Origin of the sequence: Streptomyces sp. NBC_00448, assembly GCF_036014115.1 — a bacterium.
Taxonomy (GTDB): domain Bacteria; phylum Actinomycetota; class Actinomycetes; order Streptomycetales; family Streptomycetaceae; genus Actinacidiphila.
In genome coordinates this window covers 7,794,195-7,816,702 of record NZ_CP107913.1, presented here as the reverse complement: position 1 = coordinate 7,816,702, position 22,508 = coordinate 7,794,195, and the positions used below count along the sequence as shown (strand labels likewise).

Below are 22,508 nucleotides of genomic sequence, written 5' to 3'. Positions count from 1 at the left end.
CCCGGTCGGCCGCACGCCACACCGGGGGCTCCCTCACACCTCCAGGTCGACCACCACCGGGGCGTGGTCGGAGGCACCCTTGCCCTTGCGCTCCTCGCGGTCCACATACGCGTCGGAGACCGCCTTCGCGAACGGCTCGTTGCCGTACACGAGGTCGATCCGCATGCCGCGGTTCTTCGGGAAGGCGAGCTGGCGGTAGTCCCAGTACGTGTACGGGTGGTCGTACTTCAGCGGGCGGGGCACCACGTCGCTCAGGCCGGTGCCGCGCAGGGTGGCCAGCGCGGCGCGCTCGGCGGGCGTGACGTGGGTGGCGCCCTCGAACGCGGTGGTGTCCCACACGTCGGCGTCGGCCGGCGCCACGTTGTAGTCGCCGAGGACGGCGAAGGGGCGCTGCCCCGCCGCGTCCCCGGCGACGGCGGCGGTCAGCGCCTCGAACCAGCGCAGCTTGTAGGCGAAGTGCGGGTGGTCGACCTCCCGGCCGTTCGGCACGTAGACCGACCAGACGCGGACCGGGCCACACGTCGCGGCGAGCGCGCGGGGCTCCGCCACGTCCTCGTACCGGGGGCCGTCGGGCAGGCCGTGCACCACGTCGGCCAGGCCGACCCGGGAGATGACCGCCACGCCGTTCCACCGCCCGGTGGCCTCGACGGCGGCCTCGTAACCGATCGCGCGCAGCTCGTCGTGCGGGAACTGCTCGGCGGTGCACTTGGTCTCCTGGACGCACAGCACATCGGTGCCGCTGCTCTCCAGCCAGGCCAGCAGCCGGGGCAGCCGCGCGGTGATCGAGTTGACGTTCCAGGTCGCGATACGCATGTGCCCCAACCTAGCCGCTGGGTACGACAGCCCGCCCGCACCCTCAGACGGTGGCGGCCTCCCCCGGCGCCAGCCGCAGGTGGTCGGCCCCGCCGAGGTTGCCGATCTGCATGTCGTAGATCGGTCGGGCGAGGTCGGTGAGCAGCGCGTCGTGCACGTCGATCGACCGGCGCGGCTTCACCTCGCGGACGTAGTCGATCACCTCGGAGATCTTGTTCCACGGCGCCATCACCGGCAGCAGCAGCGTGTCCACGGCGTGGCCGGGCAGCGTCAGCGCGTCACCGGGGTGGAAGACGGCACGGTCGATCAGGAAACCGATGTTGGTGATCCGCGGGATGTCCGGGTGGATCACCGCGTGCAGCTCGCCGTGCACCTGCACGTCGAACCCGGCCGCGGTGAACGTGTCGCCGTGCCCGACGGTGTGCACCCGGCCCGGGAACGCCGCGGACACCTTCTCCGCGACGCTCGCCAGCGTCCACAGCTCCGCCGCCGGGTTCGCCTCCAGCCCGGCCCGCAGCCGGTCCTCGCTGAAGTGGTCCATGTGCTCGTGTGTCACCAGGATCGCGTCCACCCCGGCCACCGAGTCCGGCTCGCTGAACGCCCCCGGGTCGATCACCAGCGTCCGCCCGTCCTGGTCCAGCCGCACGCACGCATGAGATTTCTTGGTCAGCTCCATCCCCCCATCCTGCCTCGGAGGGATACCCCGCCGCCGACCGCCACGGGTGACACCGGACGACCCGCACTTGTTCAGGGGCGCCGGGGGTACTCCCCCTGGCTCCGCCGGGGGCACCCCCACCCAGGCGAAGCCAGGGGGAGAACTGCGCGACGAACCACCCACGAGCCGCACGGTCCGGGCACATCCGCGACCAGGCGCCCCGGGCGTCCCGTCACCCCTTGCCCGTGGAAGTCTCCTGCTCGATCACCGAGCGAGCCCTGTCCACGGCCGCCCGCGCCGCGGGCAACCCGCAGTAGACGGACGTCTGCATCAGGGTCTCCTCTATCTCGGTGGGGGTCAGCCCGCCCCGGAGAGCCGCCCGGGTGTGGTCCGCGAGCTCCTCCAGCTGGCCGAGCACCGTGAGCGCGGTGAGGGCGACGAAGTTCCGGGTGCGGCGGTCGAGCCCGGGGCGGGTCCACGTCTCGCCCCACGCCCAGCGGGTGGCGAACGTGTCGAACCCGCTCCCGAACGTCTTCGCCCGGGCGACCGCCGCGTCGACCTCGGCCTCGCCGATCATCTCCCGGCGGATGCGCATGCCCTCGGCGTACGCGTCGGGCCCGGGCGGCGCGGCGGCGGGCGCGGGGACGCGCGGCTGCACCGGCGGCGGCGCGGGCGCGTACGGGATCGTGCCGGACGTGCGGTCGGCCGCCCACGCGGTCTCGAAGTGCCGTACCAGGAGGGTGCCGACGGCGGCGGGTTCCTCGACGGGCGCGAGGTGCCCGGTGCCGGGCACGACGGCGAGCCGCGCGTCGGGGATGCCCGCGACCAGCAGCCGGGCGTCGGCCGGCGGCGTCTCGGTGTCGTCGGCGCCGGCCACCACCAGCGTGGGCACGGTGATGCTGCCGAGCTGGTCGCGGATGTCGAACCCGGCGAGCGCCTCGCAGGCGGCGATGTAGCAGGCGCTGTCGGTGGTCTTCACCATCTGCACGGCCCACTGGGTGATCGCCGGCTGGGTGGTCCGGAACGGCCCGGTGAACCAGCGTTCGGGGGTGTTGGCGGCGGTGCGGTCCAGGCCGTTGGCGCGGACCACCACGCCGCGCTGCCGCCAGGTGTCCGCGCTGCCGAACCGGGCCGCGGCCGACACCAGGGCGAGCGCGGCCAGCCGGTCGGGCCGCAGCAGGGCCAGCCGGGCCCCCACCGCCCCGCCCAGCTCGCAGCCGGCGTACCCGAAGCTGTCGACCTCCTCGTCGTCGAGGACGGCCAGCAGCCGCCGGGCGAGGTTGTCCACGGTCGAGGCGGGCTCGGCGGGCGCGCCGCCGTGCCCGGGCAGTTCGTACCGCAGGACCCGCCAGTGCGCGGTGAGTTGCGGCAGTTGCCGGTCCCACATGTGCCAGGTCGAGCCGAGCGCGGGTCCGAGGACCAGCACGGGGGCGTCGTCGGGGCCGTCGAAGCGGTACTGCAACGGGGGTTGCAGGTCGTCGCGTTCGTCGTCCGCGTCCTGGGCAGTGCCACCGTCGTCATCGGTCAGGCCGCCGACCCGGCCGCCGTACGGGGTGTACGTGGCCGCGCCGGCGTACGTGCCGAGCCGGTCGGCGGTCTCGTCGGTCACGTCGCTCATCGCCTCACGCTATCGAGTGAAGGGCAGGGCTCGGCAGGGGCCTCCCCCAAGGGCGGCACTCAGCCGCCCCCGAACCCGTGCTGGAAGTTGACGGTGGACACGACGTAGACCCGGGGGTGGTCCGGATTGGTCATGTCGACGGTGATGTTATGGTCGGGTTTGTCGCCGGGGCGGTGCAGGCTGAGGCCCGCCCAGGTGCGGGGGATGGCGAAGTTCCAGCCGGCCGCCTTGGACTGGGCGGCCGTCATGGCCACCGCGCCGTTCCGCAGTGCGGCCCGGCTGGTGCCGATCTGGGCGAGGAAGGTGTCCAGGCCGCCGGCGGTGGTGACGAACTCGGCGTACAGCTCGCTGGTGTCCCAGGAGTTGGTCTCCAGGTTGCGGACGTAGCGCGAGCCGACCGGGACGGTCACCTGGTAGATCCGCTGCTGGAGCTGGGTCGGGTACACCTGGGTGAGCCGCCGGCCGGCCTGTTCGTGTATGGCGTCCTCGCCGCTGCCGCGGCTCTGCGCGGCGGACACCGCCACGTAGCCCATCGGCACGAGGACCAGCAGCGGCACCACGGTCCAGCGCACCCAGCGCGGCGGGTTGCGCGGCAGCCGCGGCGCGGCGGCGAACTCCGCCTCCGCTTCGGCGAGGTCGTCGACGGCGGCCGGTTCCGGGCCGCGGTGCTGCGATGTGGTCACGGTTGGGCTGCCTGCCGTCCGAGGGTGCGTCCGTACCGTTCGTAGCGCTCGACCCGGCGCCGGTTGGCACGGCGGAAGCGGCGGGCGACCAGCCGCGCCAGGTCCGCGGCGCCCACCATGCCCGCCTCCGGGCCGAGTTCGGCCTTGGCGATGCGCGCCTCGGGCCGGTAGCCGCGGCCGGTCAGGGTGCGCCGGAAGGCGTCCCTGGCCGGGGCGATCAGCAGGTCGTCCGCGGCGCTGACCCCGCCGCCGATGACGAAGCAGGACGGGTCGAGGGCGGCGGCGAGGTTGGCGATGCCGACGCCGAGCCACTGCCCGATGTCCTGGAAGAGCTCCACGCACATCGGGTCGCCCTCGCGGGCCAGTTCGGTGATCAGCGGCCCGGTGATGTCGCGGATGTTGCCGCCGACCCGGTCGTTGATGCCGTACGCCACCGGGGAGTCGGCGGCGGCCATCTCGCGGGCCTCGCGGACCAGCGCGTTGCCGGAGCTGTACTGCTCCCAGCAGCCGCGGTTGCCGCAGGCGCAGCGGTGCCCGCCGGGCACCACCTGCATATGGCCGAACTCGCCGGCCACCCCGTAGCGGCCGCGCTTGACGTGGCCGTCCTCCAGGATCGCGCCGCCGATGCCTGTGCCGAGGGTGATCATCACCAGGTCGGCCTCGCCGCGGCCGGCGCCGAAGCGCCACTCCGCCCACGCCGCGGTGTTGGCGTCGTTGTCGACCATGACGGGCACCAGCAGCCGCTCGGAGAGCCGGTCGCGCAGCGGTTCGTCGCGCCAGGCCAGGTGCGGCGCGAACAGCACCCGGGAGCGCTCGGCGTCCACCCATCCGGCGGCACCGATGCCGACGGCGTGCACGTCGTGCCGCTCGGAGAGGTCGAGCACCAGTTCCACGATGGTGTCCTCGACCACCTTGGGGCTCTTGGACTTGTCGGGGGTCTCGGTGCGCAGCGTCTCCAGGATGATCCCGTCGGCGTCGACCACCCCCGCCATCACCTTGGTGCCCCCGATGTCGATGCCGACGGTGGGCACGCGGGGCGCGGTCAGGTGCGAGCGGCGCTCCCTGCGGTCGCGCATACCCACGCTCTGCCAGACCGTGGCGCGCGCTGCGCCGCCGCGGTAGACGCGTTCACGATTGGCACTCAAGCGGTGATCTCCGGGTCGGGTGGGTCGGTGTGGGGGGCGGACGGGGCGGACGGAGCAGCGGAAGCCGGTGCAGCGGAGGGGGTCGGCGCGGCGTCCTCCGCTATTGTGCCGGTTCTCCTGGACCGGCTCAGCTCGTGGGTCAGTTCGTCGAGCTCGCTGCCGCCGGCCATCTCCCGCGTCAGCTCGTCCAGCGTAATGTCCTCCTTCAGGTGGCTGCCGGACATCGCGCCACGCTTGAGAAGGACGAAACGATCACCGACCAGGTAGGCGTGGTGCGGGTTGTGCGTGATGAGCACCACACCCAGACCGGCGTCGCGGGCCGCGGCCACGTACTTCAGCACCATCCCGGACTGCTTCACGCCGAGCGCGGCGGTCGGTTCGTCCAGCACCAGCACCTTCGCGCCGAAGTGCACCGCCCGGGCGATCGCCACGCACTGGCGTTCGCCGCCCGACAGGGTGCCGATCGGCTGGTCCACGTCCCGCAGGTCGATGCCCATCCGCAGCAGCGCCTGGCGGGTGGTAGTGCGCATCAGGGCGGTGTCGAGGCGGCGCAGCGGCCCGCGGCCCCGGGTCGGCTCCGAGCCGAGGAAGAAGTTGCGCCACACCGGCATCAGCGGCACCACGGCGAGGTCCTGGTAGACCGTCGCGATACCGCGGTCCAGCGCCTGCCGCGGCGAGCTGTGCCGAACCTGCTCGCCCTCGATCGCGTACGTGCCCGCGTCGTGCGGGTGCAGGCCCGCGATGATCTTGATGAGGGTGGACTTGCCGGCGCCGTTGTCGCCGAGCACGCAGGTGATCTCCCCGGCGTGCACCTCCAGGGACACCCCGCGCAGCGCCCGTACGTTCCCGTAGGACTTGCTGACGTCGGTGAGCGCCACCAGGGCGCCGGGCGCGCCGGCGGAGGGGCCGGGGGCCTTGTCGTCGTCGACCGTGATCACTTGCTCGCCTCCGCCCGCCTGCGCACCCACACGTTGAGCAGGGTGGCGAGCAGCAGCATCGCCCCCAGGAAGAACTGGAACCAGTCCGGGTTCCACTGCGCGTACACGATGCCCTTGCTGGCCATGCCGAAGATGAACGCGCCGACCGCCGAGCCGATCGCGCTGCCGTAGCCGCCGGTCATCAGGCAGCCGCCGATCACCGCGGCGATGATGTACAGGAACTCGTTGCCGACGCCCTCGCCGGACTGCACCACGTCGAACGAGAAGAGCAGGTGCTGGCCGGAGATCCAGGCGCAGAACGCGACCGCCACGTAGAGGCCGACCTTGGTACGGGCCACCGGCACACCCACCGCGCGCGCCGCGTCCGCGTTGCCGCCGGCCGCGAAGATCCAGTTGCCCGCGCGGGTGCGCAGCAGCACCCAGGTGGCCACGGCCACCAGGCCCAGCCACCACAGGATGGTCACCTGGAGGTCGACCGAGCCGATCGTCCAGTGCGAGGCGAACAGGTCGCGGCAGGTCGGGAAGCCCTGCATGTCGCTGATCGACTTCGTCGCCACGGTGCCGCTGATCAGCTTGGTCAGGCCGAGGTTGAGGCCGGTGAGCATCAGGAACGTGCCGAGCGTGATGATGAAGCTCGGCAGCCTGGTGCGCACCAGCATGATGCCGTTGAACGCGCCCAGCGCCAGCGTGACCAGCAGGGACACCCCGACGCCGACCCAGGTGTTCGCGGTCATCTGGAAGCTGAACATCGAGGAGATCAGCGCGGAGCTGGTCACCATCACGCCCGCGGACAGGTCGAACTCGCCGCCGATCATCAGCAGCGCCACCGGCACCGCCATGATGCCGATGGTGGACGACGCGTACAGCACGGTGCCCATGCTGGAGGCGCGCAGGAACGAGTCCGCGACGAACGAGAAGAACAGGAACACCGCGGCCGCGCCGACCACCGCGCCCAACTCCGGCCGCCCGAGCAGCCGTCGGGCCACCGACCTGGGCGCCAGCCGCTCGTCGCCGGCGCCTCCGATGACATCCGGCGCGGCCGCACGGGTGCCGCTCACCTGGTCCCCCGCTTCGTGTACGCCAGCAGCGCGTCCGCGTCGTCCTTGGTGACGATCTGCGGGCCGGTGAGCACCGGTTGGCCGCCACCGAGGGTGTCCTTGTTGTAGCGGTACAGCCACAGCAGGTCCACCGCCTCGTAGCCCTGGAGGTAGGGCTGCTGGTCGACGGCGAAGCCGAGGGTGCCGTCCTTCAGCGAGGCGGCCACCTGGGCGTTGAGGTCGAACGTGTCGATCTCCGCCTTGGAGCCGGCCTGTTGCCTGGCCTTGGCGGCGGTCGCCGCGAAGGGCGCGCCCAGCGTCACCACGGAGTCGATCGACGGGTCCGCCTGGAGCTTGGCCTCGATCGCGGACTGCACGTCGGGCATGTTCGTGCCGTCCACGTAGAGTTTGTCCAGGGTGCCGTGGAAGTTCGCCTTCACCCCGGCGCAGCGCTGCTCCAGGCCGACGTTGCCCTGCTCGTGCAGCACGCACAGCGCGTGCTTGCGGCCGCGCGCGTTCAGCTCGTCGCCGACCGCGTTGCCCGCGACCGTCTCGTCCTGCCCGATGTGGGTCAGCGCGCCGAACTGCTTCGACTGCTCCGCACCGGAGTTGACGGTGATCACCGGGATGCCCGCCTTCACCGCCTTCGCGACCACCGCCTTCATCGCGTCCGGCTTGGCGAGCGTGACGATCAGGCCGTCCACGTGCTGGTCGATCGCGGCCTGCACCAACTGCGCCTGCTGGTCGCCCTGGTCGCTGTTGGAGTAGAGGAACTTGATGTTGTCCTTCTGCGCCGCCTGCTTCGCACCGCTCTGCACGATGTCCCAGAACGTGTCGCCGGCGCCGGAGTGCGTCACCATCGCGAACGTCCAGTGCGGGGTGTTCACCGCGGAGCCGTTCGCGGCGAGTTGCTTCGCCCGGTCCTCGGCGCGCTTGCCGCCGGTGGCGCTGCACCCGGCCAGGGCCGCCGCCGCCAGCGCCGCCGCGAGCAGCGCCCCGACCACCCGGCGTGTCCTTCGTTTCCCCCCGCGGTCGCCGCGGTCGCGTCCCGCCCTTGCCTCCGCCACGTGGCCCTGCCTTTCGCTACGTTCCCTGGTGCAGCCGGGATGAAAGTGCTGCGTGTGACCATCCCGGCGACCCAAGAATCCGTCAAGCCTCCGCGCACCCCGACCGCCGACGGGGCCCGGACCGGGCGCCGTTCACGCGGCACGCGACGGCGACCCCGCGGCGAGGACCAGGGCCGGTGGCACGCGGCTACGCCGGGACGCTCCGGCCGTACCACGCGAGGGTGTCGCGGAGCGTGGTCGGCAGCGGGCGGGGCCGCACCCCGAAGAACTCCTCGTAGGCCGAGGAGTCCATGATCTGCGCCTCGGTGTGCTGGTAGAACATCTCGGCGTACTCGGCCGCGAACACCTCGTCGAACGGCCCGAACGGGCGGGCTTCGGGCAGCACCACGACGTCCAGCGGGCGCCCGGTCCGCTCGGCGAGGAAGTCGTGCACCTGCCGGGTGGTCCAGGCCGGGGCGGTCGGAAGGTGCCAGACCCGCCCGTCGGTGTCGTCGCCGGCCCGCTCACCGAGGGTGGCGAGCCCGGCCGCGACCTCGCGGATGTCGGTGTAGCTGTGCGGCAGGTCGATGTCACCCATGCCGACCACGGTCCCGCCGGTGAGAGCGCCGGGGAAGACCGCCCCGCCCAGCGAGGAGTTGAGCACCCCGGGCCCGACGAAGTCGGCGGAGCGGCCGATGGCGACCCGGGCCCGGCCGGCGCGGTGCGTGTCGAGGTAGACCGCGTCGACTTCGGCCCGCATCCGGCCCTTGCGGCTGGTCGCGTTCCACGGCGTGTCCTCGGTCATCGGGATGCCGCCGGTGGGCCCGTACGGGTACAGGGTGTCGAGCACGACCAGCCGGGCGCCGACCGCCTCGACGGCGCCGAGCACGGCGCGCTGGATGCGCGGCATCACCTCGACCTGGAGGTGGTAGCCGACGTTCACGCAGTGGTAGACGACGGCCGCCCCCTGGACCGCCCGCAGGGCGCCGTCGGCCGTGGACACGTCGGCGGCCAGCCGCGTGACGCCCTGCGGGGTGTCGCCGCCGCCGGCGCGGTCGACGAGGCGTACGGAGTGGCCGCGGGCGGCGAGTTCGGTGGCGAGGGTGGTGCCGGCGGGACCGGCGCCGAGGACGACGTGCGGGCGGTGCTGCTGGTGCGCGGCCATGAGGGTTTCTCCCCTGCGATCGGGTCCGGTGGGTTCGTGACGGCGATACGCGACGCACTCCGTGATACGAACTCGCTTTCGTTAGAGACTGTAACTCTTGCGATAGGCACACGCACTCTCGTTCGCGACGCCCACTTGCTAGTGTGAGAGGCAGTAACAGACTGCCCGTCGCCGTCCCCGCGCCCCCGCCCCCTTCACGAGGAGCCCCGAACCCGATGCCACCGCAGGCCGCCACCCCCGGACCCCGCGCCCGCTACCGGGAGCAGACCCGCGCCGAGATCAAGGCGGCCGCCCTCGCCCAGCTCGCCGAGGGCGGCACCGGGGCGCTCGCGCTCGTGAAGATCGCCAAGGAGCTGGGGCTGTCCGGCCCGGCCCTCTACCGCTACTTCGCCGGCCGCGACGACCTCCTCGACGCCCTCATCTGCGACGCGTACGCCGACCTCGCCGGCGCCGTGGCCGACGCCGCCGCGACGTCCGCCGATGCCGGCTCGACCCCGCGCTCCGGGCTGCGCGACCTCGTGCGCACCTTCCGCGGCTGGGCCGTCGCGCAGCCGCATCGCTACCTGCTGATCGGCGGCACCCCCGTGCCCGGCTACGAGGCCCCGCCGGAGACCCGCGAGCACGCCCGTGCCGTGCTCGGCCCCTTCGTCGCCCTGCTGGCGGGCTGCACCCCGCACCCCGCGCTCGGCCCGGTCGTCACGGACCTGCGGGCCTGGGTCACGCGCGAACCCGGGGTCGAGCGGTGGCTGGAGACGTACCTGCCCGAGGCGTCCGCCGAGGCCGCCGCGGCCGGGCTGACCGGCGCCGTGCAGGTGTGGACCCAGGTGCACGGCACCGTCTCGCTGGAGGTCTCCGGGCTCTACAGCGGCATGGGCCACGACCCGGCGACCCTGCTCGACGCCCAGGTCGAACTCCTCGCGGACGCCCTCTCGCTGGCCTGAGCGCGCCGCCTTCGGACGTACGCCCCAGGTCCCGGGGCATCCTGTACCCGGGGAGGATGACGCCGGGGCATGCGCTACGGCATAACTGGAGCATGGACGAACAGCGGGCCGCGGCCTACCTGGAGCACATCGGCGCCGAGCGGCCGGCGCGCCCCGACCTCGACGCGCTGCGCGCGCTGCACCTGGCCCATCTGCGCACGGTGCCGTTCGAGAACCTCTCGATCCACCGCGGCGAGGACATCGTGCTGGCGCCCGGCCCGCTGGTGGCGAAGATCGTGGACCGCGGGCGCGGCGGCTTCTGCTACGAACTCAACGGCGCCTTCGCCGAGTTGCTGCGCGCGCTCGGCTACGGGGTGGAGCTGCTGACCTGCCGGTCCTTCGGCGACGGCGGCGAACTCGGCCCGCCCTTCGACCACATGGCGCTGCGGGTGCGCACGCAGGACGGCGCCGTGTGGCTGGCGGACGTCGGTTTCGGCCGGCACAGCCACTTCCCGCTGTCCTACGGCAGCCGGGCCGAACAGCCCGAACCCGGCGGCGTGTTCACGCTGCGCGAGACACCCGACGGCGACCTGGACGTGCTGCGCGACGACGAGCCGCAGTACCGCGTCGAGCGACGGCCGCGGGGACTCGGCGACTTCGCCGCCACCTGCTGGTGGCAGCGCACCTCGCCGCTGTCCCACTTCCGCACGTCCCTGGTGTGCTCCCGGCTCACCGCCGACGGGCGGGTCACCCTCAGCGGGCGCACGCTCGTACGCACCGCGGGCGGCTCCCGGCAGGAACGCGAACTGCCCGGACCCGCGGAGGTGTTGGCCGCCTACCGCGAGCACTTCGGCATCGCGCTGGACCGCGAGCCCGTGCTGGTGCCTGCGCCGGCGCCGTAGCGGTCCGGTCCGCGCTGCCGCCAGGGCTCAACGCGGGTCGTACGGCCGCCCGACCGCTCGGCCGCACGGCCCCTCTGCCGCGCGGGATCGCCTCAGACGTCCCAGGTGCCCCGCAACTCCGCGAAGAACGCGTGGAATCCGGGGAACGTCTTCTTCACGCAGCCCGGGTCGTCGAAGGTCGTGCCCGGGGTGCGCAGGGCCGCGACGGCGAAGCTCATCGCGATGCGGTGGTCGCCGTGGCAGGCGATCTCGACCGGCTTCGGGGTGCCCGGCGTGATCTCGATCCAGTCCCGGCCGGTGGCGACCTCGATGCCCTGCGCCCGCAGGTTCAGCGCGCACGCCTCCAGCCGGTCGCACTCCTTGACACGGGTGTTGTAGACGTCCTCGATCCGGACCGGGCCGTCCGCGAACGGCGCGATCGCCGCGAGGGTGGGCATCGTGTCGGAGATGTCCCGCATGTTGACGGTCAGGCCGGACAGCCGCCCGGTGCCGGTCACCGTGGTGGCGTCCGCCGTGGTCTCGACCTCCGCGCCCATCCGGCGCAGCACCTCCACGAACCGCAGGTCGCCCTGGAGCGCGTCGCTGCCGAGCCCCGGCACGGTCGCGGTACGGCCGGACAGCGCGGCCGCGGCGAACACGTAGCTCGCGGTGGAGGCGTCCGGCTCGATCGGGTAGTCCTGCGCGCGGTAGCCGCCCGCCGGCACCACGAAGGTGTCGCCCTCGCGGGCCACTTCGACGCCGAAGCGGCGCATCATCGCGAGCGTGATCTCGACGTACGGCACCGACACGATGCCGGTCACCCGGATCCGCAGGCCCTCGGCGGTGAGCGGGCCGACCATCAGCAGCGCGGTCAGGAACTGCGAGGACAGGCTCGCGTCCAGGTCGATCGCGCCACCCTTGATGCCGTCCGCTTCCACCCGCAGCGGCAGGTGACCGTCCTCCTCCTCGTGCACCAGGTCCACGCCGAGGCTGCGCAGCGCCTCGGTCAGCGGGGCGACCGGGCGGCGGCGCATCTGCGCGGAGGCGTCGAAGCGGAACGTGCCGTGGCCTGCGGCCGCCAGCGCGGGCAGGAAGCGGGAGGCGGTGGCCGCGTCACGCGTGAAGACCTCCGCGTGGTCGGCGGCGGGGCCGGCCGGGCGGCCGGTGATCCGCCACTCACGGGCGGTGCGCCGCACCTCGTAACCGAGCCGGGTCAGGCCCTCGGCGAAGCCCTCCGTGTCGTCGGAGAGCAGCGGGCCCCGGAGCACGGTGACTCCGTCGGCGGCGGCGGCGAGAAACAGCGCGCGAGCGGTCACGGACTTCGAGCCAGGAACAGCGAGAACGGTCACCCACGTGATTCTATGGGCGCCCCTGCGGCCCCCTGCGGGGTGGCCGCCTCGTCCCCGTCCGCGGGCCCGTCGTGGCTGGTCGCGCAGTTCCCCGCGCCCCTGGGTGGGTGCCCCCTGCGGCACGGCCTACCTGCCGGCCCGCTCTGGCTGGTCGCGCAGTTCCCCGCGCCCCTGGGTGGGTGCCCCTTGCGGTGCGTGTTTGCCTGCCGGCCGGGTTCACGGCTGGTCGCGCAGTTCCCCGCGCCCCCAGGTGACTGCCCCCTGCGGTGCGTGCTCGCCTACCGGCCGGTTCACGGCTGAGCGCGCAGTTCCCCGCGCCCCTGGGGATGTGCGGCTGCTCCGCAGCGCACCGGCAGCCAACGACGGCGAGCAACCCCCACCAGAGGCGCGTGGGGGTACCTCCCAGGCGAAGCTCTGGGGGAGAGCCGAGCGACAAGCCACCACGCACCCGCGGACAAGCAACGCACCGCAAGGCGCACCCACCCAGGGGCGCTTGGGGGTACCTCCCAGGCGAAGCTCTGGGGGAGAACGGAGCGACCAGCCCACCAGCGGCCGGGAGCCGGGAACGGACCGCCGCCTCGGCGGCGGGGAGCCGAAGGGGCGCGGGGAGCCGCGCGACCAGCCACGACGGGGCCGCGGACCGGGACGGGGTAGCCACCCCCCGCAGGGGGGAAACGGCTCAACCCCCGGAGGGAACCGTGTCGGCGAGCCGCTCCAGGAGTTCGGTGAGCCGCTTGGTGACCGTGGCGCGGTCGCCGTCGGTCAGGGCGGAGCCCATGCCGACCGCGACCGCGCCGGCCGCGACCCAATCGGGCGCCGCGCTGACCGTTATGCCCCCGATCGGCAGGAACGCCGCCTGCGGAATGATCGCGCGGACGTCCACCACCCAGTCCGGGGTGTAGGCGGTGGCGGGGTAGAGGGTCAGCGCGTCGGCGCCGAGTTCCATCGCGCGGACCGCCTCGGTGGGGGTCGCGACGCCCGGGAAGACCGGAATCCCGTAGCGGTGCCCGGTACGCAGCACCGCCTCGTCGAGGTTGGGCGACAGCAGGAAGCGCGCCCCGGCCTCGATCGCCATCCGCGCGGAGACCTCGTCGAGCACGGTGCCCGCGCCGACCACCGCGTCGTCGCCGACCTCGCGGACCAGCGTGGTGACGGCTTCCAGGGCGAACGGAGTGGTGAGGGAGATCTCCAACGTGGTCAGCCCGGCCGACAGCAACGTGTCCGCGGTGGCGGCGGCCTGGTCGTAGCTCTCGCTGCGGATGGTGGCGAATACCCGCTGGGCCAGTGCGGCCCGGGTGATCTCCCAGCGGTACACGGCAGTCGGTCCACCTTCCTGCGTGAGTGCCGCACGCGGATCGTGCGGCACTGCGGGATACACGTGATCCAGACGCTACCCGCCGGGCGGCGCCACGATGGGTCACGGCGGGCTACCTGTCACCGCACCGTGACATGAGAGGAGCATGAGACCCGAGATACGGGCGGTCGGACCTGGGTCCAGGGCGCCCGGGCCGGGCGCGCTCAGCCGGCGTGCGTGGAGAACAGGCCCCCGGTCGGCCCCTGCTTGTCCCCGCCCTGCGCCTTCTTCAGCGCGTTGGCCAGACCTTCGATGGTCATGGACTGGAGGATGACCTGGCCGTTGCCCTCCAGGGTCGCCAGCGACAGGCCCTCGCCGCCGAAGACCGCGTTCATGATGCCCTGGCGGTTGAGCCCGCCGATCCGCTGCACGCCGTACTGGATACCCTCCTCGAAGGCGACGATGCAGCCGGTGTCCACCTCGATCCGGCCGCCGAAGTCCGCAGGGTTGAGGTCGATGAAGTTGCCCGCGCCGGCGATGATCACGGTGCCGGTGCCGGTGAACTTCTCCAGGATGAAGCCCTCGCCGCCGCTCATGCCCTGCCGGCCGCCCGCGAAGGCGATGCCGAACCTGACGCTCTCCTCGGCCGCGACGAACGCGTCCTTCTCCGCGAACCAGGCGCGCGAGCCGTTCAGTTCGAGGGCGCGCATCTCGCCGGGGAGCACCCCGGCGAAACCGACGGTGCCCTCGCCGCCGGCGGCGGTGAAGTACTGGAAGGCCAGCGACTCGCCGGCCAGGGCGCGCTGGCCGACCTGCATCGCGGTGCCCATCGCCTGGCGCAGCATCCCGCCCATGCCGCCGCCCTGCCCGCCGGGGCCGCCGGCGCCCTGCCGGCTGCCGTTGCCGGGGCCGCCGAGGCGGGTCTCCATGCTGACGTTGGCGGTCTTGAACAGGAACTTGCCCGCCTCGCAGTACACGGTCTGACCGGGGTCGAGGGTGCAGACGGCCATCTGCATGGCGTTGCCGACGATCTGCTGTCGAAGGGTCATGGGGGGACTCCTGAAGGGCGTGCGAGGTATGTACTGCGAAAAAGGTGCGAAACGGTTGCGAATCCGGCATTCCGCCGCACCCGCGGTGCGCCGGGCACCGACCCGTCAACGTACCGCCCGCGTGGTTCGGTTCCGCACCGGATCGCCGGAGGCGGCACCGGAACGTGACCCGCGGCCCGGTCCGCGCCCCGGTCCGCCCACCGCCCCGCCACCGTCCGGTTGCCCGCCCTGCGCCGGCAGCCGCACCGGCCGCTCGCCGCCGGTTTCCAGGAAGCGGGCCAGCGGCAGCGTCGCCGCCCCCACGGTGACCGCGTCCGCGCCCAGCCGGCCCAGCTCGATCGACGTCTGCGCGCAGGGGTGGTGCAGCGAGTACTCCGCGGCCACCTCACGCACCGACGGCAGCAGCCGCGGCCCGAGCAGCAGTCCGGCCCAGCCGCCGATCACGATCCGCTGCGGGTTGAACAGGTTGATCAGGTCGGCGATGCCCGCGCCCAGGTACTCCGCGGCCTCGGCGAGCAACTCCACCACCTCCCGGTCGTGGTCGGCGGCGGCCAGCAGCGCGGCGAGCGCGGTCTCCTCGCTCGCCCCCTGCGGCGCGTTCGACCACCGGCCCAGCAGCGCCTCCGCGCCGACGTACGCCTCCAGGCAGCCGCGCGAGCCGCACCGGCAGATCCGGCCGCCGACCCGCAGCGTGGTGTGCCCCCACTCCCCCGCGCTGCTGCTCGCGCCGTGGTACGGAGTGCCGTCGGCGACCACGCAGGCGCCGACGCCGGAACCGATCAGCGCGATCACCACGTTGCCGGAGCCGCGCCCGCCGCCGAACCACATCTCGGCCTGGCCCAGGGTCTTGGCACCGTTGTCGATGAACAGCGGCAGGTCGGTGCCGGCCCGCAGCAGCCGGCCCAGCGGCACCGCGTCCCAGCCGATGGTCTGGCCGTGCACCACGATGCCGTCGCCCTCGCCGGGCGAGGTCACCCGCGGGTCGCCCTGCTCCACGATCCCGGGGACGCCGATGCCGACGCCCAGCACCTCCCGGTCGTCGATGCCGGCCTCGCGCACCACGGCCTCGATGCCCTCCAGGGCGAGCCGGACCACCAGGTCCACGTCGTGCCCGCTGTCGGACAACGGCAGGTCGGCGGAGGCGCGTTCGGTGAGCGCGAGGTCGAACAGCTCCACCCGCACCCGGGTCTCGCCGACGTCCACGCCGACCACGTAGCCGTAGCCGGGGGCGACCTGGAGCAGGATGCGCGGGCGCCCGCCGTCGGACTCGACCGCGCCCGCCTCCTCGACCATGCCGTCCGCGATCAACTCTCCAACGACGTTGCTGATCGAGCCCGCGCTCAGGCCGGTGTCCCGGCCCAGCTCCTGCCGGCTGAGGGGGCCTTCGAAATACAAATGACGCAGAAGCGATGCGCGGTTGCCGCGCCGCAGGTCACGCACCGTGCGCTTGGCCCGCTCAGCCATCTGGACTCCCTCCTGCCCCGCCCCGCTGGAACCTATCGCTGCACGGGGTCTTGACGCCACCTTTTCTCACAAGTTAAATCACGGCCTGAATTAAGGCACAGGCGCTGTTCACTTCCTGAAGCGATCCCACCCCTGAGAGGGAACCGTTATGCGCACCAACAGAGTCTTCGCGGCCACCGCCCTCGTGGCCGCGCTCGGCCTCACCGTCGCCGCGTGTGGTGGCGGCTCGGACAGCAAGGGCAGCGGCGACATCTCCGCCTCCCCCGGCAGCCTCAAGGGCCAGACGATCACGTACTGGGCGAGCAACCAGGGCACCAGCCTGGCCAACGACAAGCAGGTGCTCACCCCCGAGCTGAAGAAGTTCACCCAGCAGACCGGCATCAAGGTCAACCTCGAGGTGGTCGGCTGGGCCGACCTGCTCAACCGCATCCTGGCGGCGACCACTTCCGGCCAGGGCCCGGACGTGCTCAACATCGGCAACACCTGGTCCGCCTCGCTCCAGGCGACCGGTGCCCTGATGCCGTGGGACGCCAACGCGTTCGCCACCGTCGGCGGCAAGGACCGCTTCTCCGCCGCGGCGCTCGCCTCCGCCGGCGCCCCGGGCAAGGACCCGGCCGCCCTGCCGCTGTACTCGATGGCCTACGGCCTGTACTACAACAAGAAGGAGTTCGCCGACGCGGGCATCGCCCAACCTCCCACCACCTGGGCCGAGTTGGTCGCGGACGGCAAGAAGCTCACCAAGGACGGCCACTATGGCCTGGCCGTCGAGGGCGCCAACGGCGCGGAGAACATCCACCACGCCTTCGTGCTGGCCAAGCAGCACGGCGCCGACTGGTTCGACGCCGCCGGCAAGCCGACCTTCACCGGTGCGGGCAACGTCGCGGCGGTCAAGCAGTACGTCGACTTCATAGCCAGCGACAAGATCGCCGCCAAGGGCGACGCCGAGTACGTGCAGAACCAGACCATCACCGACTTCGCCACCGGCAAGGCCGCGATGATGATGTGGCAGTCGGCCGCGACCTCCATCAAGTCGCACGGCATGTCGCAGGACCAGTACGGCGTGGTCCCGGTCCCGACGCAGACCGCCGGAGCCACCGGTGACGCGGGCATCACCTCCATGGTGGCCGGCATCAACGTCGCGGTCTTCAACAGCACCAAGCACAAGGCCGCCGCCGTGCAGCTGGCGAAGTTCCTCACCAGCACGCCGGAGCAGAAGATCCTCAACGGCACCTACGGCACGATCCCGCCGGTCACCGAGGCGCAGAGCGACCCCGCCTTCCAGACCCCGGACCTGAAGGCCCTCGCCGGCGTGCTCAGCAAGTCGGCCGCCCCGATGCCGCAGGTGGCCAACGAGGCGCAGTTCGAGAACCTCGTCGGTCCTGCGATCAAGAGCCTGTTCGCCGACGCCGCCGCCGGCAAGGCCGTCACGGACGACACCGTCAAGGCCGCGCTGCAAAAGGCGCAGTCGCAGATGCCCACGTCATAAGGATCGACACCCCTCCATGACTGCCACCGCCCCTCCCAGGCGCGCACCCGAAGCCGGCCCCGGCAGCGGCAAGTCCGCCGCCGGGCGCCGGCTAGGGCCGCGCCTCGTCGAACGGCTCCGCCAAGGCGGACTGCCGTACCTCCTCCTGCTCCCGGCCATCCTCGCCGAACTGCTGATCCACATCGTGCCGATGGTCTTCGGCATCGTCATCAGCTTCCGGGACCTGACGCTCTTCTACATCCGCCACTGGCAGACCGCTCCGTGGGCGGCGTTCGACAACTACAAGGCCGCGGTCGAGATCCACCAGCCGATCGGCCAGGCACTGCTGCACTCCTTCTGGGTGTCGCTGTCCTACACCCTGCTGTCCGTGAGCTTCTCCTGGCTGATCGGGATCGCCGCGGCGATCCTGCTCCAGGACACCTTCCGCGGCCGGGGCATCCTGCGGGCCCTGTTCCTGGTGCCGTACGCGCTGCCGACCTACGCGGCGCTGATCACCTGGACCTTCATGTTCCAGCAGGACACCGGTCTGGTGAACCACGTCCTGCACGACCAGTTGCACATCACGTCGAGCAAGTCGTTCTGGCTGCTGGGCAACAACAGCTTCTGGGCGATGCTGATCGTCTCGGTGTGGAAGTCCTGGCCGTTCGCGTTCCTGGCGCTGATGGCCGGCCTGCAGAACATCCCGCGGGAGCTGTACGAGGCAGCGGCGATGGACGGGGCCGGTGTCTGGCAGCAGATCAGGAAGATCACCATGCCCTCGCTGCGGCCGGTGAACCAGGTGATCGTCCTGGTGCTCTTCCTGTGGACGTTCAACGACTTCAACACGCCGTACGTGATGTTCGGTCAGAGTCCGCCGAAACAGGCGGACCTGATCTCGATCCACATCTTCCAGTCCTCGTTCGTCAACTGGAACTTCGGCTCGGGCTCGGCGATGTCGGTGCTCCTGCTGCTCTTCCTGCTCGTGGTGACCGCCCTCTACCTGCTGGTCACGTCCAGGGGAAGGAGTGAATCCGATGTCTAGGTTCTCCGACCAGCCGTCCCCCATGGCGCGGCCGAAGTCCTTCCTGTGGACCCGGCGCATCGTACTGACGCTGATCACCGCCTTCGTGGCGATCCCCGTCTACGTGATGCTCAGCTCGTCCCTGAAGAGCCTCCAGGACGTGCAGGGTTCCTTCCGGTGGATTCCGCACAGCCTGACGGTCCGCCCGTACATCGACATCTGGAAGACGATCCCGCTCGCGCACTACTTCGTGAACTCGGTGATCGTCTCGGTCAGCGCGACGGTCTTCTCGGTGGCGGTGGCGATCTTCGCCGCCTACGCCGTGAGCCGCTACCGCTTCATGGGCCGCAAGGTCTTCACGGTGACGGTGCTGTCCACCCAGATGTTCCCCGGCATCCTGTTCCTGCTGCCGCTGTACCTGATCTTCGTCAACATCGGCAACGACACGGGTGTCACGCTCAACGGCAGCCGGCTCGGGCTGATCATCACCTACCTCACCTTCTCGCTGCCGTTCTCCATCTGGATGCTCGCGGGCTACTTCGACTCGATCCCGCGTGACCTGGACGAGGCGGCGAAGGTCGACGGCTGCAGTGCGCTGGGCGCGCTCTTCCGGGTCGTCGTGCCGGCCGCCGTCCCGGGCATCGTCGCGGTGGCCGTCTATGCCTTCATGACCGCCTGGGGCGAAGTGCTCTTCGCCTCGGTCATGACCAACGAGAGCACTCGCACGCTGGCCGTGGGCCTGCGCGAGTACGCAACCGAGAACGACGTGTACTGGAACCAGGTCATGGCCGCCTCGCTCGTGGTGAGTGTGCCGGTGGTCGCCGGATTCCTGCTTCTCCAGCGTTACTTGGTGGCCGGGCTGACCGCCGGCGCCGTCAAGTGACCCCACCGAAAGGTAACTCGTGAACGACCTGAGCGCTCTTCCCGCGGATTTCCTCTGGGGCGCGGCCACCGCCGCCTACCAGATCGAGGGCGCGGTGGACGAGGACGGCCGGACCCCGTCCATCTGGGACACCTTCTCCCACACCCCCGGCAAGGTCGCGGGCGGCGACACCGGCGACGTCGCCTGCGACCACTACCACCGCTGGCAGGAGGACCTGGGGCTGATGAAGTCCCTGGGCCTGGACGCCTACCGCTTCTCCGTGGCCTGGCCGCGGATCGTCCCGCAGGGCTCCGGCGCGGTCAACCAGGCCGGACTGGCCTTCTACGACCGCCTGGTGGACGCCCTGCTGGAGGCGGGCATCACCCCCAACGCGACGCTGTACCACTGGGACCTGCCGCAGGCGCAGCAGGACCGCGGCGGCTGGCCCGAGCGGGAGACCGCCGAGCGGTTCGGCGAGTACGCGGCCGTGGTCGCGCAGGCACTCGGCGACCGGGTCAAGGACTGGGCGACCCTCAACGAGCCGCTGTGCTCGGCGTGGATCGGCCACCTGGAAGGCACCATGGCGCCGGGCTGGACCGATCTGACCGCCGCGGTGCGCGCGTCCTACCACCTGCACGTCGGCCACGGGCTGGCGGTGCAGGCGCTGCGGGCCGCGCACAGCGACCTGCGGATCGGCATCGTCAACAACCTCAGCCCCTGCCTGCCGGCCACCGACCGCGAGGCGGACATCGCGGCCGCCAAGCGGGCCGACGGCCACACCAACCGCTGGTGGCTCGACCCGATCCACGGCCGCGGCTACCCGCAGGACATGGTGGACCTGTACGGCGTCGAACTGCCGGTCAAGGACGGCGACATGGAGTCGATCGCGGCTCCGCTGGACTGGCTGGGCCTGAACTACTACTTCCCGCAGTACATCACGGACGACCCGACCGGGCCGGCGCCGCACGCGAAGATGGCGTACCGGCCGGGCGTGCCGCGCACCGCGATGGACTGGGAGGTGGACGCGGACGGCCTGGAGTCGCTGCTGGTCCGGCTCTCGGAGGAGTACGGCGCCCGGAAGGTCTTCGTCACCGAGAACGGTTCCGCCTACCGCGACGTGGTCGGCCCCGACGGACAGGTCGACGACCCGGAGCGGGCGCAGTACCTGGAGGACCACCTGGCCGCCTGCGCCCGCGCCGTCAAGCGCGGGGTGCCGCTGGGCGGGTACTACGCCTGGTCGCTGCTGGACAACTTCGAGTGGGCGTACGGCTACGACAAGCGCTTCGGTCTGGTGCACGTCGACTACGCCACGCAGAAGCGCACCATCAAGGGCAGCGGGCGGCGCTACGCCGACATCGTTGCCGCACACCGCCGCAAGGCGCGCCGCGCGGCCTGACCAGCGGTACGACCCGAGGACGCGCCCGTCGGACCTCCGACCGGCGCGTCCTCGTCGTCACCTGAGCCGGTGCCGCCCCTCCGCACGGATCACCGGCACCGCCGGCACGGACCGGCTGGTGGGGACGTGCGGAGGCCCGGACAGTTCGTTCGGGGGCTTTCCGGTCGCGCGGCTCCCCCCGCCCGGGGCTGCCGCTCCGGTCAACTCCGGTCGGACGGCCGCTCGATGAGCCGGCCGGCGGGGTTCCGCATGGCTCGGGCGGGGCCGGCGGCCGGGGCGCCCGCGGCCGTTCCCTCGCCGGGACCGGCGGCGACCAGCCGGCCGCGCAGGTAGGTGGCGCGGACCACGCCGTGCAGGGTGCGGCCGGCGTACGCGGTGATCGGGTTGCGGTGGTGCAGCCGGGCCGGGTCGACGGTGAAGGTCCGCTCCGGGTCCAGCACGGTGAAGTCGGCGTCGCGGCCGACGGCGATCGCGCCCTTGACGGCGTCGAGGCCGGCCAGCCGGGCCGGTCCCGCCGACATCCAGCCGGCCACGTCGGCGAGCGAGTGCCCGCGGCGGCGGGCCTCGGTCCACACGGCGGGCAGGCCGAGTTGGAGCGAGGAGATGCCGCCCCAGGCGGTGGCGAAGTCCCCGGTGTCCTTGTGCTTGAGGTCGATGGTGGAGGGCGAGTGGTCGGACACCACGCAGTCGATGACGCCGTCGGCGAGCGCCTGCCACAGCAGGTCCTGGTTGGCGGCCTCCCTGATCGGCGGGCAGCACTTGAACTCCGTTGCCCCGTCCGGGACTTCCTCGGCGGTGAGGGTGAGGAAGTGCGGGCAGGTCTCGACCGTCAGCCGTACCCCGTCCCGCCGGGCGGCGGCGATCAGCGGCACCGCGCCCGCCGCGGACAGGTGCAGGATGTGCACCCGCGTGCCGCGCTCCGCGGCCAGTTCGATCAGCCCGGCGATGGCGCGTTCCTCGGCGGCCGGCGGCCGGGAGGCGAGGAAGTCGGCGTACTTCGGGCCGCCGCGCAGCGGGGCGCCCTCGATCAGCCGCGGGTCCTCGGCGTGCACGATCAGCAGGCCGTCGAAGCGCGCCAACTCGTCCATCGCCTCGGCGAGTCGGTCCCGGTCCAGGTGCGGGAACTCGTCCACGCCGGAGGGCAGCAGGAAGCACTTGAAGCCGAAGACGCCGGCGTCGTGCAGGGCCTTGAGGTCGGCGGTGTTGCCGGGTACCGCGCCGCCCCAGAAGCCGGTGTCGGTGTGCACCCGGCCGCGGGCGGCGGCGCGCTTGACGTCGAGGTGCGCGGCCGTGGTGGTGGGCGGCACGCTGTTGAGCGGCATGTCCACCACGGTGGTGATGCCGCCGGCCACGGCGGCCGCGGTGGCGGTGGCGAAGCCCTCCCACTCCGCGCGGCCGGGGTCGTTGATGTGCACGTGGGTGTCGACCAGACCGGGCAGCAGCACGTCGTCGCCGAGGTCGGTGCACCGGGCGCCCGGTGGCAGCGGCGCGTCGTACGGCAGCACCGCGGTGATCGTGCCGGCCGCGAGGACCACCGCCGCGGGCCGCTCGCCCTCCGGGGTCACGACGCGCGTCGAACGCAGCACCTGCTCCTCCACCACACGGCCTCCGTCATCGAGAATTTCAACGTTCTGTTGACGGCCATGGTGGGTATCGTTCCCCGGGACGTCAAGGGCGGTAGGATTCCACAGAGCGAAAATCACCTTC

At 72.2% G+C, this 22,508-nt stretch carries 20 protein-coding genes; 6 read left to right on the top strand and 14 right to left on the bottom strand.

Annotated features, from left to right (window positions below; genetic code table 11):
* Positions 1-33: 33 nt before the first annotated feature.
* The 9 genes from OG370_RS33690 to OG370_RS33650 form a co-directional block, all read right to left on the bottom strand.
* Positions 34-813, bottom strand: a complete 780-nt coding sequence (locus tag OG370_RS33690; protein WP_328470955.1) for an exodeoxyribonuclease III — start codon at positions 811-813, stop codon at positions 34-36.
* Positions 814-856: 43 nt separating this feature from the next.
* The gene (locus tag OG370_RS33685; RefSeq protein WP_328470953.1) at positions 857-1,489 is read right to left on the bottom strand and encodes an MBL fold metallo-hydrolase; all 633 of its coding nucleotides are present in this window, start codon (positions 1,487-1,489) and stop codon (positions 857-859) included.
* A gap of 211 nt (positions 1,490-1,700) precedes the next feature.
* On the bottom strand, positions 1,701-3,086 hold the full coding sequence (gene pcaDC / locus OG370_RS33680) for a bifunctional 3-oxoadipate enol-lactonase/4-carboxymuconolactone decarboxylase PcaDC (RefSeq protein WP_328470951.1): 1,386 nt from the start codon (positions 3,084-3,086) through the stop codon (positions 1,701-1,703).
* 59 nt (positions 3,087-3,145) lie between these two features.
* Positions 3,146-3,769: a hypothetical protein gene (locus OG370_RS33675; protein WP_328470949.1), complete on the bottom strand. Its 624-nt coding sequence runs from the start codon at positions 3,767-3,769 to the stop codon at positions 3,146-3,148.
* Positions 3,766-4,914 carry an ROK family glucokinase gene (locus tag OG370_RS33670; RefSeq protein ID WP_328470947.1) on the bottom strand — a complete coding sequence of 383 codons (1,149 nt, stop codon included), beginning with the start codon at positions 4,912-4,914 and terminating at the stop codon, positions 3,766-3,768. Before OG370_RS33670 ends, OG370_RS33675 begins: the two co-directional genes overlap by 4 nt.
* Positions 4,911-5,849 (bottom strand): ATP-binding cassette domain-containing protein, encoded by a 939-nt coding sequence (locus OG370_RS33665; protein WP_443060914.1) that lies wholly within the window; start codon positions 5,847-5,849, stop codon positions 4,911-4,913. Before OG370_RS33665 ends, OG370_RS33670 begins: the two co-directional genes overlap by 4 nt.
* Positions 5,849-6,910 (bottom strand): ABC transporter permease, encoded by a 1,062-nt coding sequence (locus OG370_RS33660; RefSeq protein WP_443060794.1) that lies wholly within the window; start codon positions 6,908-6,910, stop codon positions 5,849-5,851. The genes OG370_RS33665 and OG370_RS33660 overlap by 1 nt, the downstream gene beginning before the upstream one ends.
* Positions 6,907-7,893, bottom strand: a complete 987-nt coding sequence (locus OG370_RS33655; RefSeq protein ID WP_328470943.1) for a sugar ABC transporter substrate-binding protein — start codon at positions 7,891-7,893, stop codon at positions 6,907-6,909. The genes OG370_RS33660 and OG370_RS33655 overlap by 4 nt, the downstream gene beginning before the upstream one ends.
* 250 nt (positions 7,894-8,143) lie before the next feature.
* Entirely contained in the window at positions 8,144-9,100 is a 957-nt protein-coding gene (locus OG370_RS33650) for an NAD-dependent epimerase/dehydratase family protein (protein WP_328470941.1), read from the bottom strand.
* 215 nt (positions 9,101-9,315) lie between these two features.
* On the opposite strand from OG370_RS33650, the gene OG370_RS33645 reads away from it, so the two are divergent.
* Both OG370_RS33645 and OG370_RS33640 read left to right on the top strand, forming a co-directional pair.
* Entirely contained in the window at positions 9,316-10,041 is a 726-nt protein-coding gene (locus tag OG370_RS33645; protein WP_328470939.1) for a TetR/AcrR family transcriptional regulator, read from the top strand.
* Positions 10,042-10,133: 92 nt separating this feature from the next.
* Positions 10,134-10,922: an arylamine N-acetyltransferase family protein gene (locus tag OG370_RS33640; RefSeq protein ID WP_328470937.1), complete on the top strand. Its 789-nt coding sequence runs from the start codon at positions 10,134-10,136 to the stop codon at positions 10,920-10,922.
* Between the two features lie 92 nt (positions 10,923-11,014).
* Here OG370_RS33640 and aroA read toward each other — a convergent pair whose 3' ends face one another.
* The 4 genes from aroA to OG370_RS33620 form a co-directional block, all read right to left on the bottom strand.
* The gene (gene aroA, locus OG370_RS33635; RefSeq protein ID WP_328470935.1) at positions 11,015-12,250 is read right to left on the bottom strand and encodes a 3-phosphoshikimate 1-carboxyvinyltransferase; all 1,236 of its coding nucleotides are present in this window, start codon (positions 12,248-12,250) and stop codon (positions 11,015-11,017) included.
* 679 nt (positions 12,251-12,929) lie between these two features.
* Positions 12,930-13,565 carry a bifunctional 4-hydroxy-2-oxoglutarate aldolase/2-dehydro-3-deoxy-phosphogluconate aldolase gene (locus OG370_RS33630; RefSeq protein WP_328470933.1) on the bottom strand — a complete coding sequence of 212 codons (636 nt, stop codon included), beginning with the start codon at positions 13,563-13,565 and terminating at the stop codon, positions 12,930-12,932.
* Positions 13,566-13,768: 203 nt separating this feature from the next.
* Complete coding sequence (locus OG370_RS33625; RefSeq protein ID WP_328470931.1) at positions 13,769-14,593, bottom strand: AIM24 family protein; 825 nt, start codon at positions 14,591-14,593, stop codon at positions 13,769-13,771.
* 105 nt (positions 14,594-14,698) lie between these two features.
* Positions 14,699-16,057, bottom strand: coding sequence for an ROK family transcriptional regulator (locus OG370_RS33620; RefSeq protein WP_328470929.1), 1,359 nt, complete (start codon positions 16,055-16,057; stop codon positions 14,699-14,701).
* A gap of 148 nt (positions 16,058-16,205) precedes the next feature.
* Between OG370_RS33620 and OG370_RS33615 the strand changes: the two genes are divergently transcribed.
* Genes OG370_RS33615 through OG370_RS33600 form a run of 4 tightly spaced genes read left to right on the top strand, consistent with a single transcriptional unit; the run spans position 16,206 to position 20,801 of the window.
* Entirely contained in the window at positions 16,206-17,543 is a 1,338-nt protein-coding gene (locus OG370_RS33615; protein WP_328470927.1) for an ABC transporter substrate-binding protein, read from the top strand.
* A gap of 16 nt (positions 17,544-17,559) precedes the next feature.
* A complete protein-coding gene (locus tag OG370_RS33610; protein ID WP_328470925.1) occupies positions 17,560-18,564 on the top strand; it encodes a carbohydrate ABC transporter permease in 1,005 nt (334 codons plus the stop codon).
* Positions 18,557-19,426: a carbohydrate ABC transporter permease gene (locus OG370_RS33605; protein ID WP_328470923.1), complete on the top strand. Its 870-nt coding sequence runs from the start codon at positions 18,557-18,559 to the stop codon at positions 19,424-19,426. The genes OG370_RS33610 and OG370_RS33605 overlap by 8 nt, the downstream gene beginning before the upstream one ends.
* 19 nt (positions 19,427-19,445) lie before the next feature.
* Positions 19,446-20,801 carry a GH1 family beta-glucosidase gene (locus OG370_RS33600; RefSeq protein ID WP_328470921.1) on the top strand — a complete coding sequence of 452 codons (1,356 nt, stop codon included), beginning with the start codon at positions 19,446-19,448 and terminating at the stop codon, positions 20,799-20,801.
* 200 nt (positions 20,802-21,001) lie between these two features.
* Here the strand turns inward: OG370_RS33600 and allB are convergent, their stop codons facing one another.
* Positions 21,002-22,402, bottom strand: coding sequence for an allantoinase AllB (allB, locus tag OG370_RS33595; protein ID WP_328470919.1), 1,401 nt, complete (start codon positions 22,400-22,402; stop codon positions 21,002-21,004).
* Between the last annotated feature and the right edge of the window lie 106 nt (positions 22,403-22,508).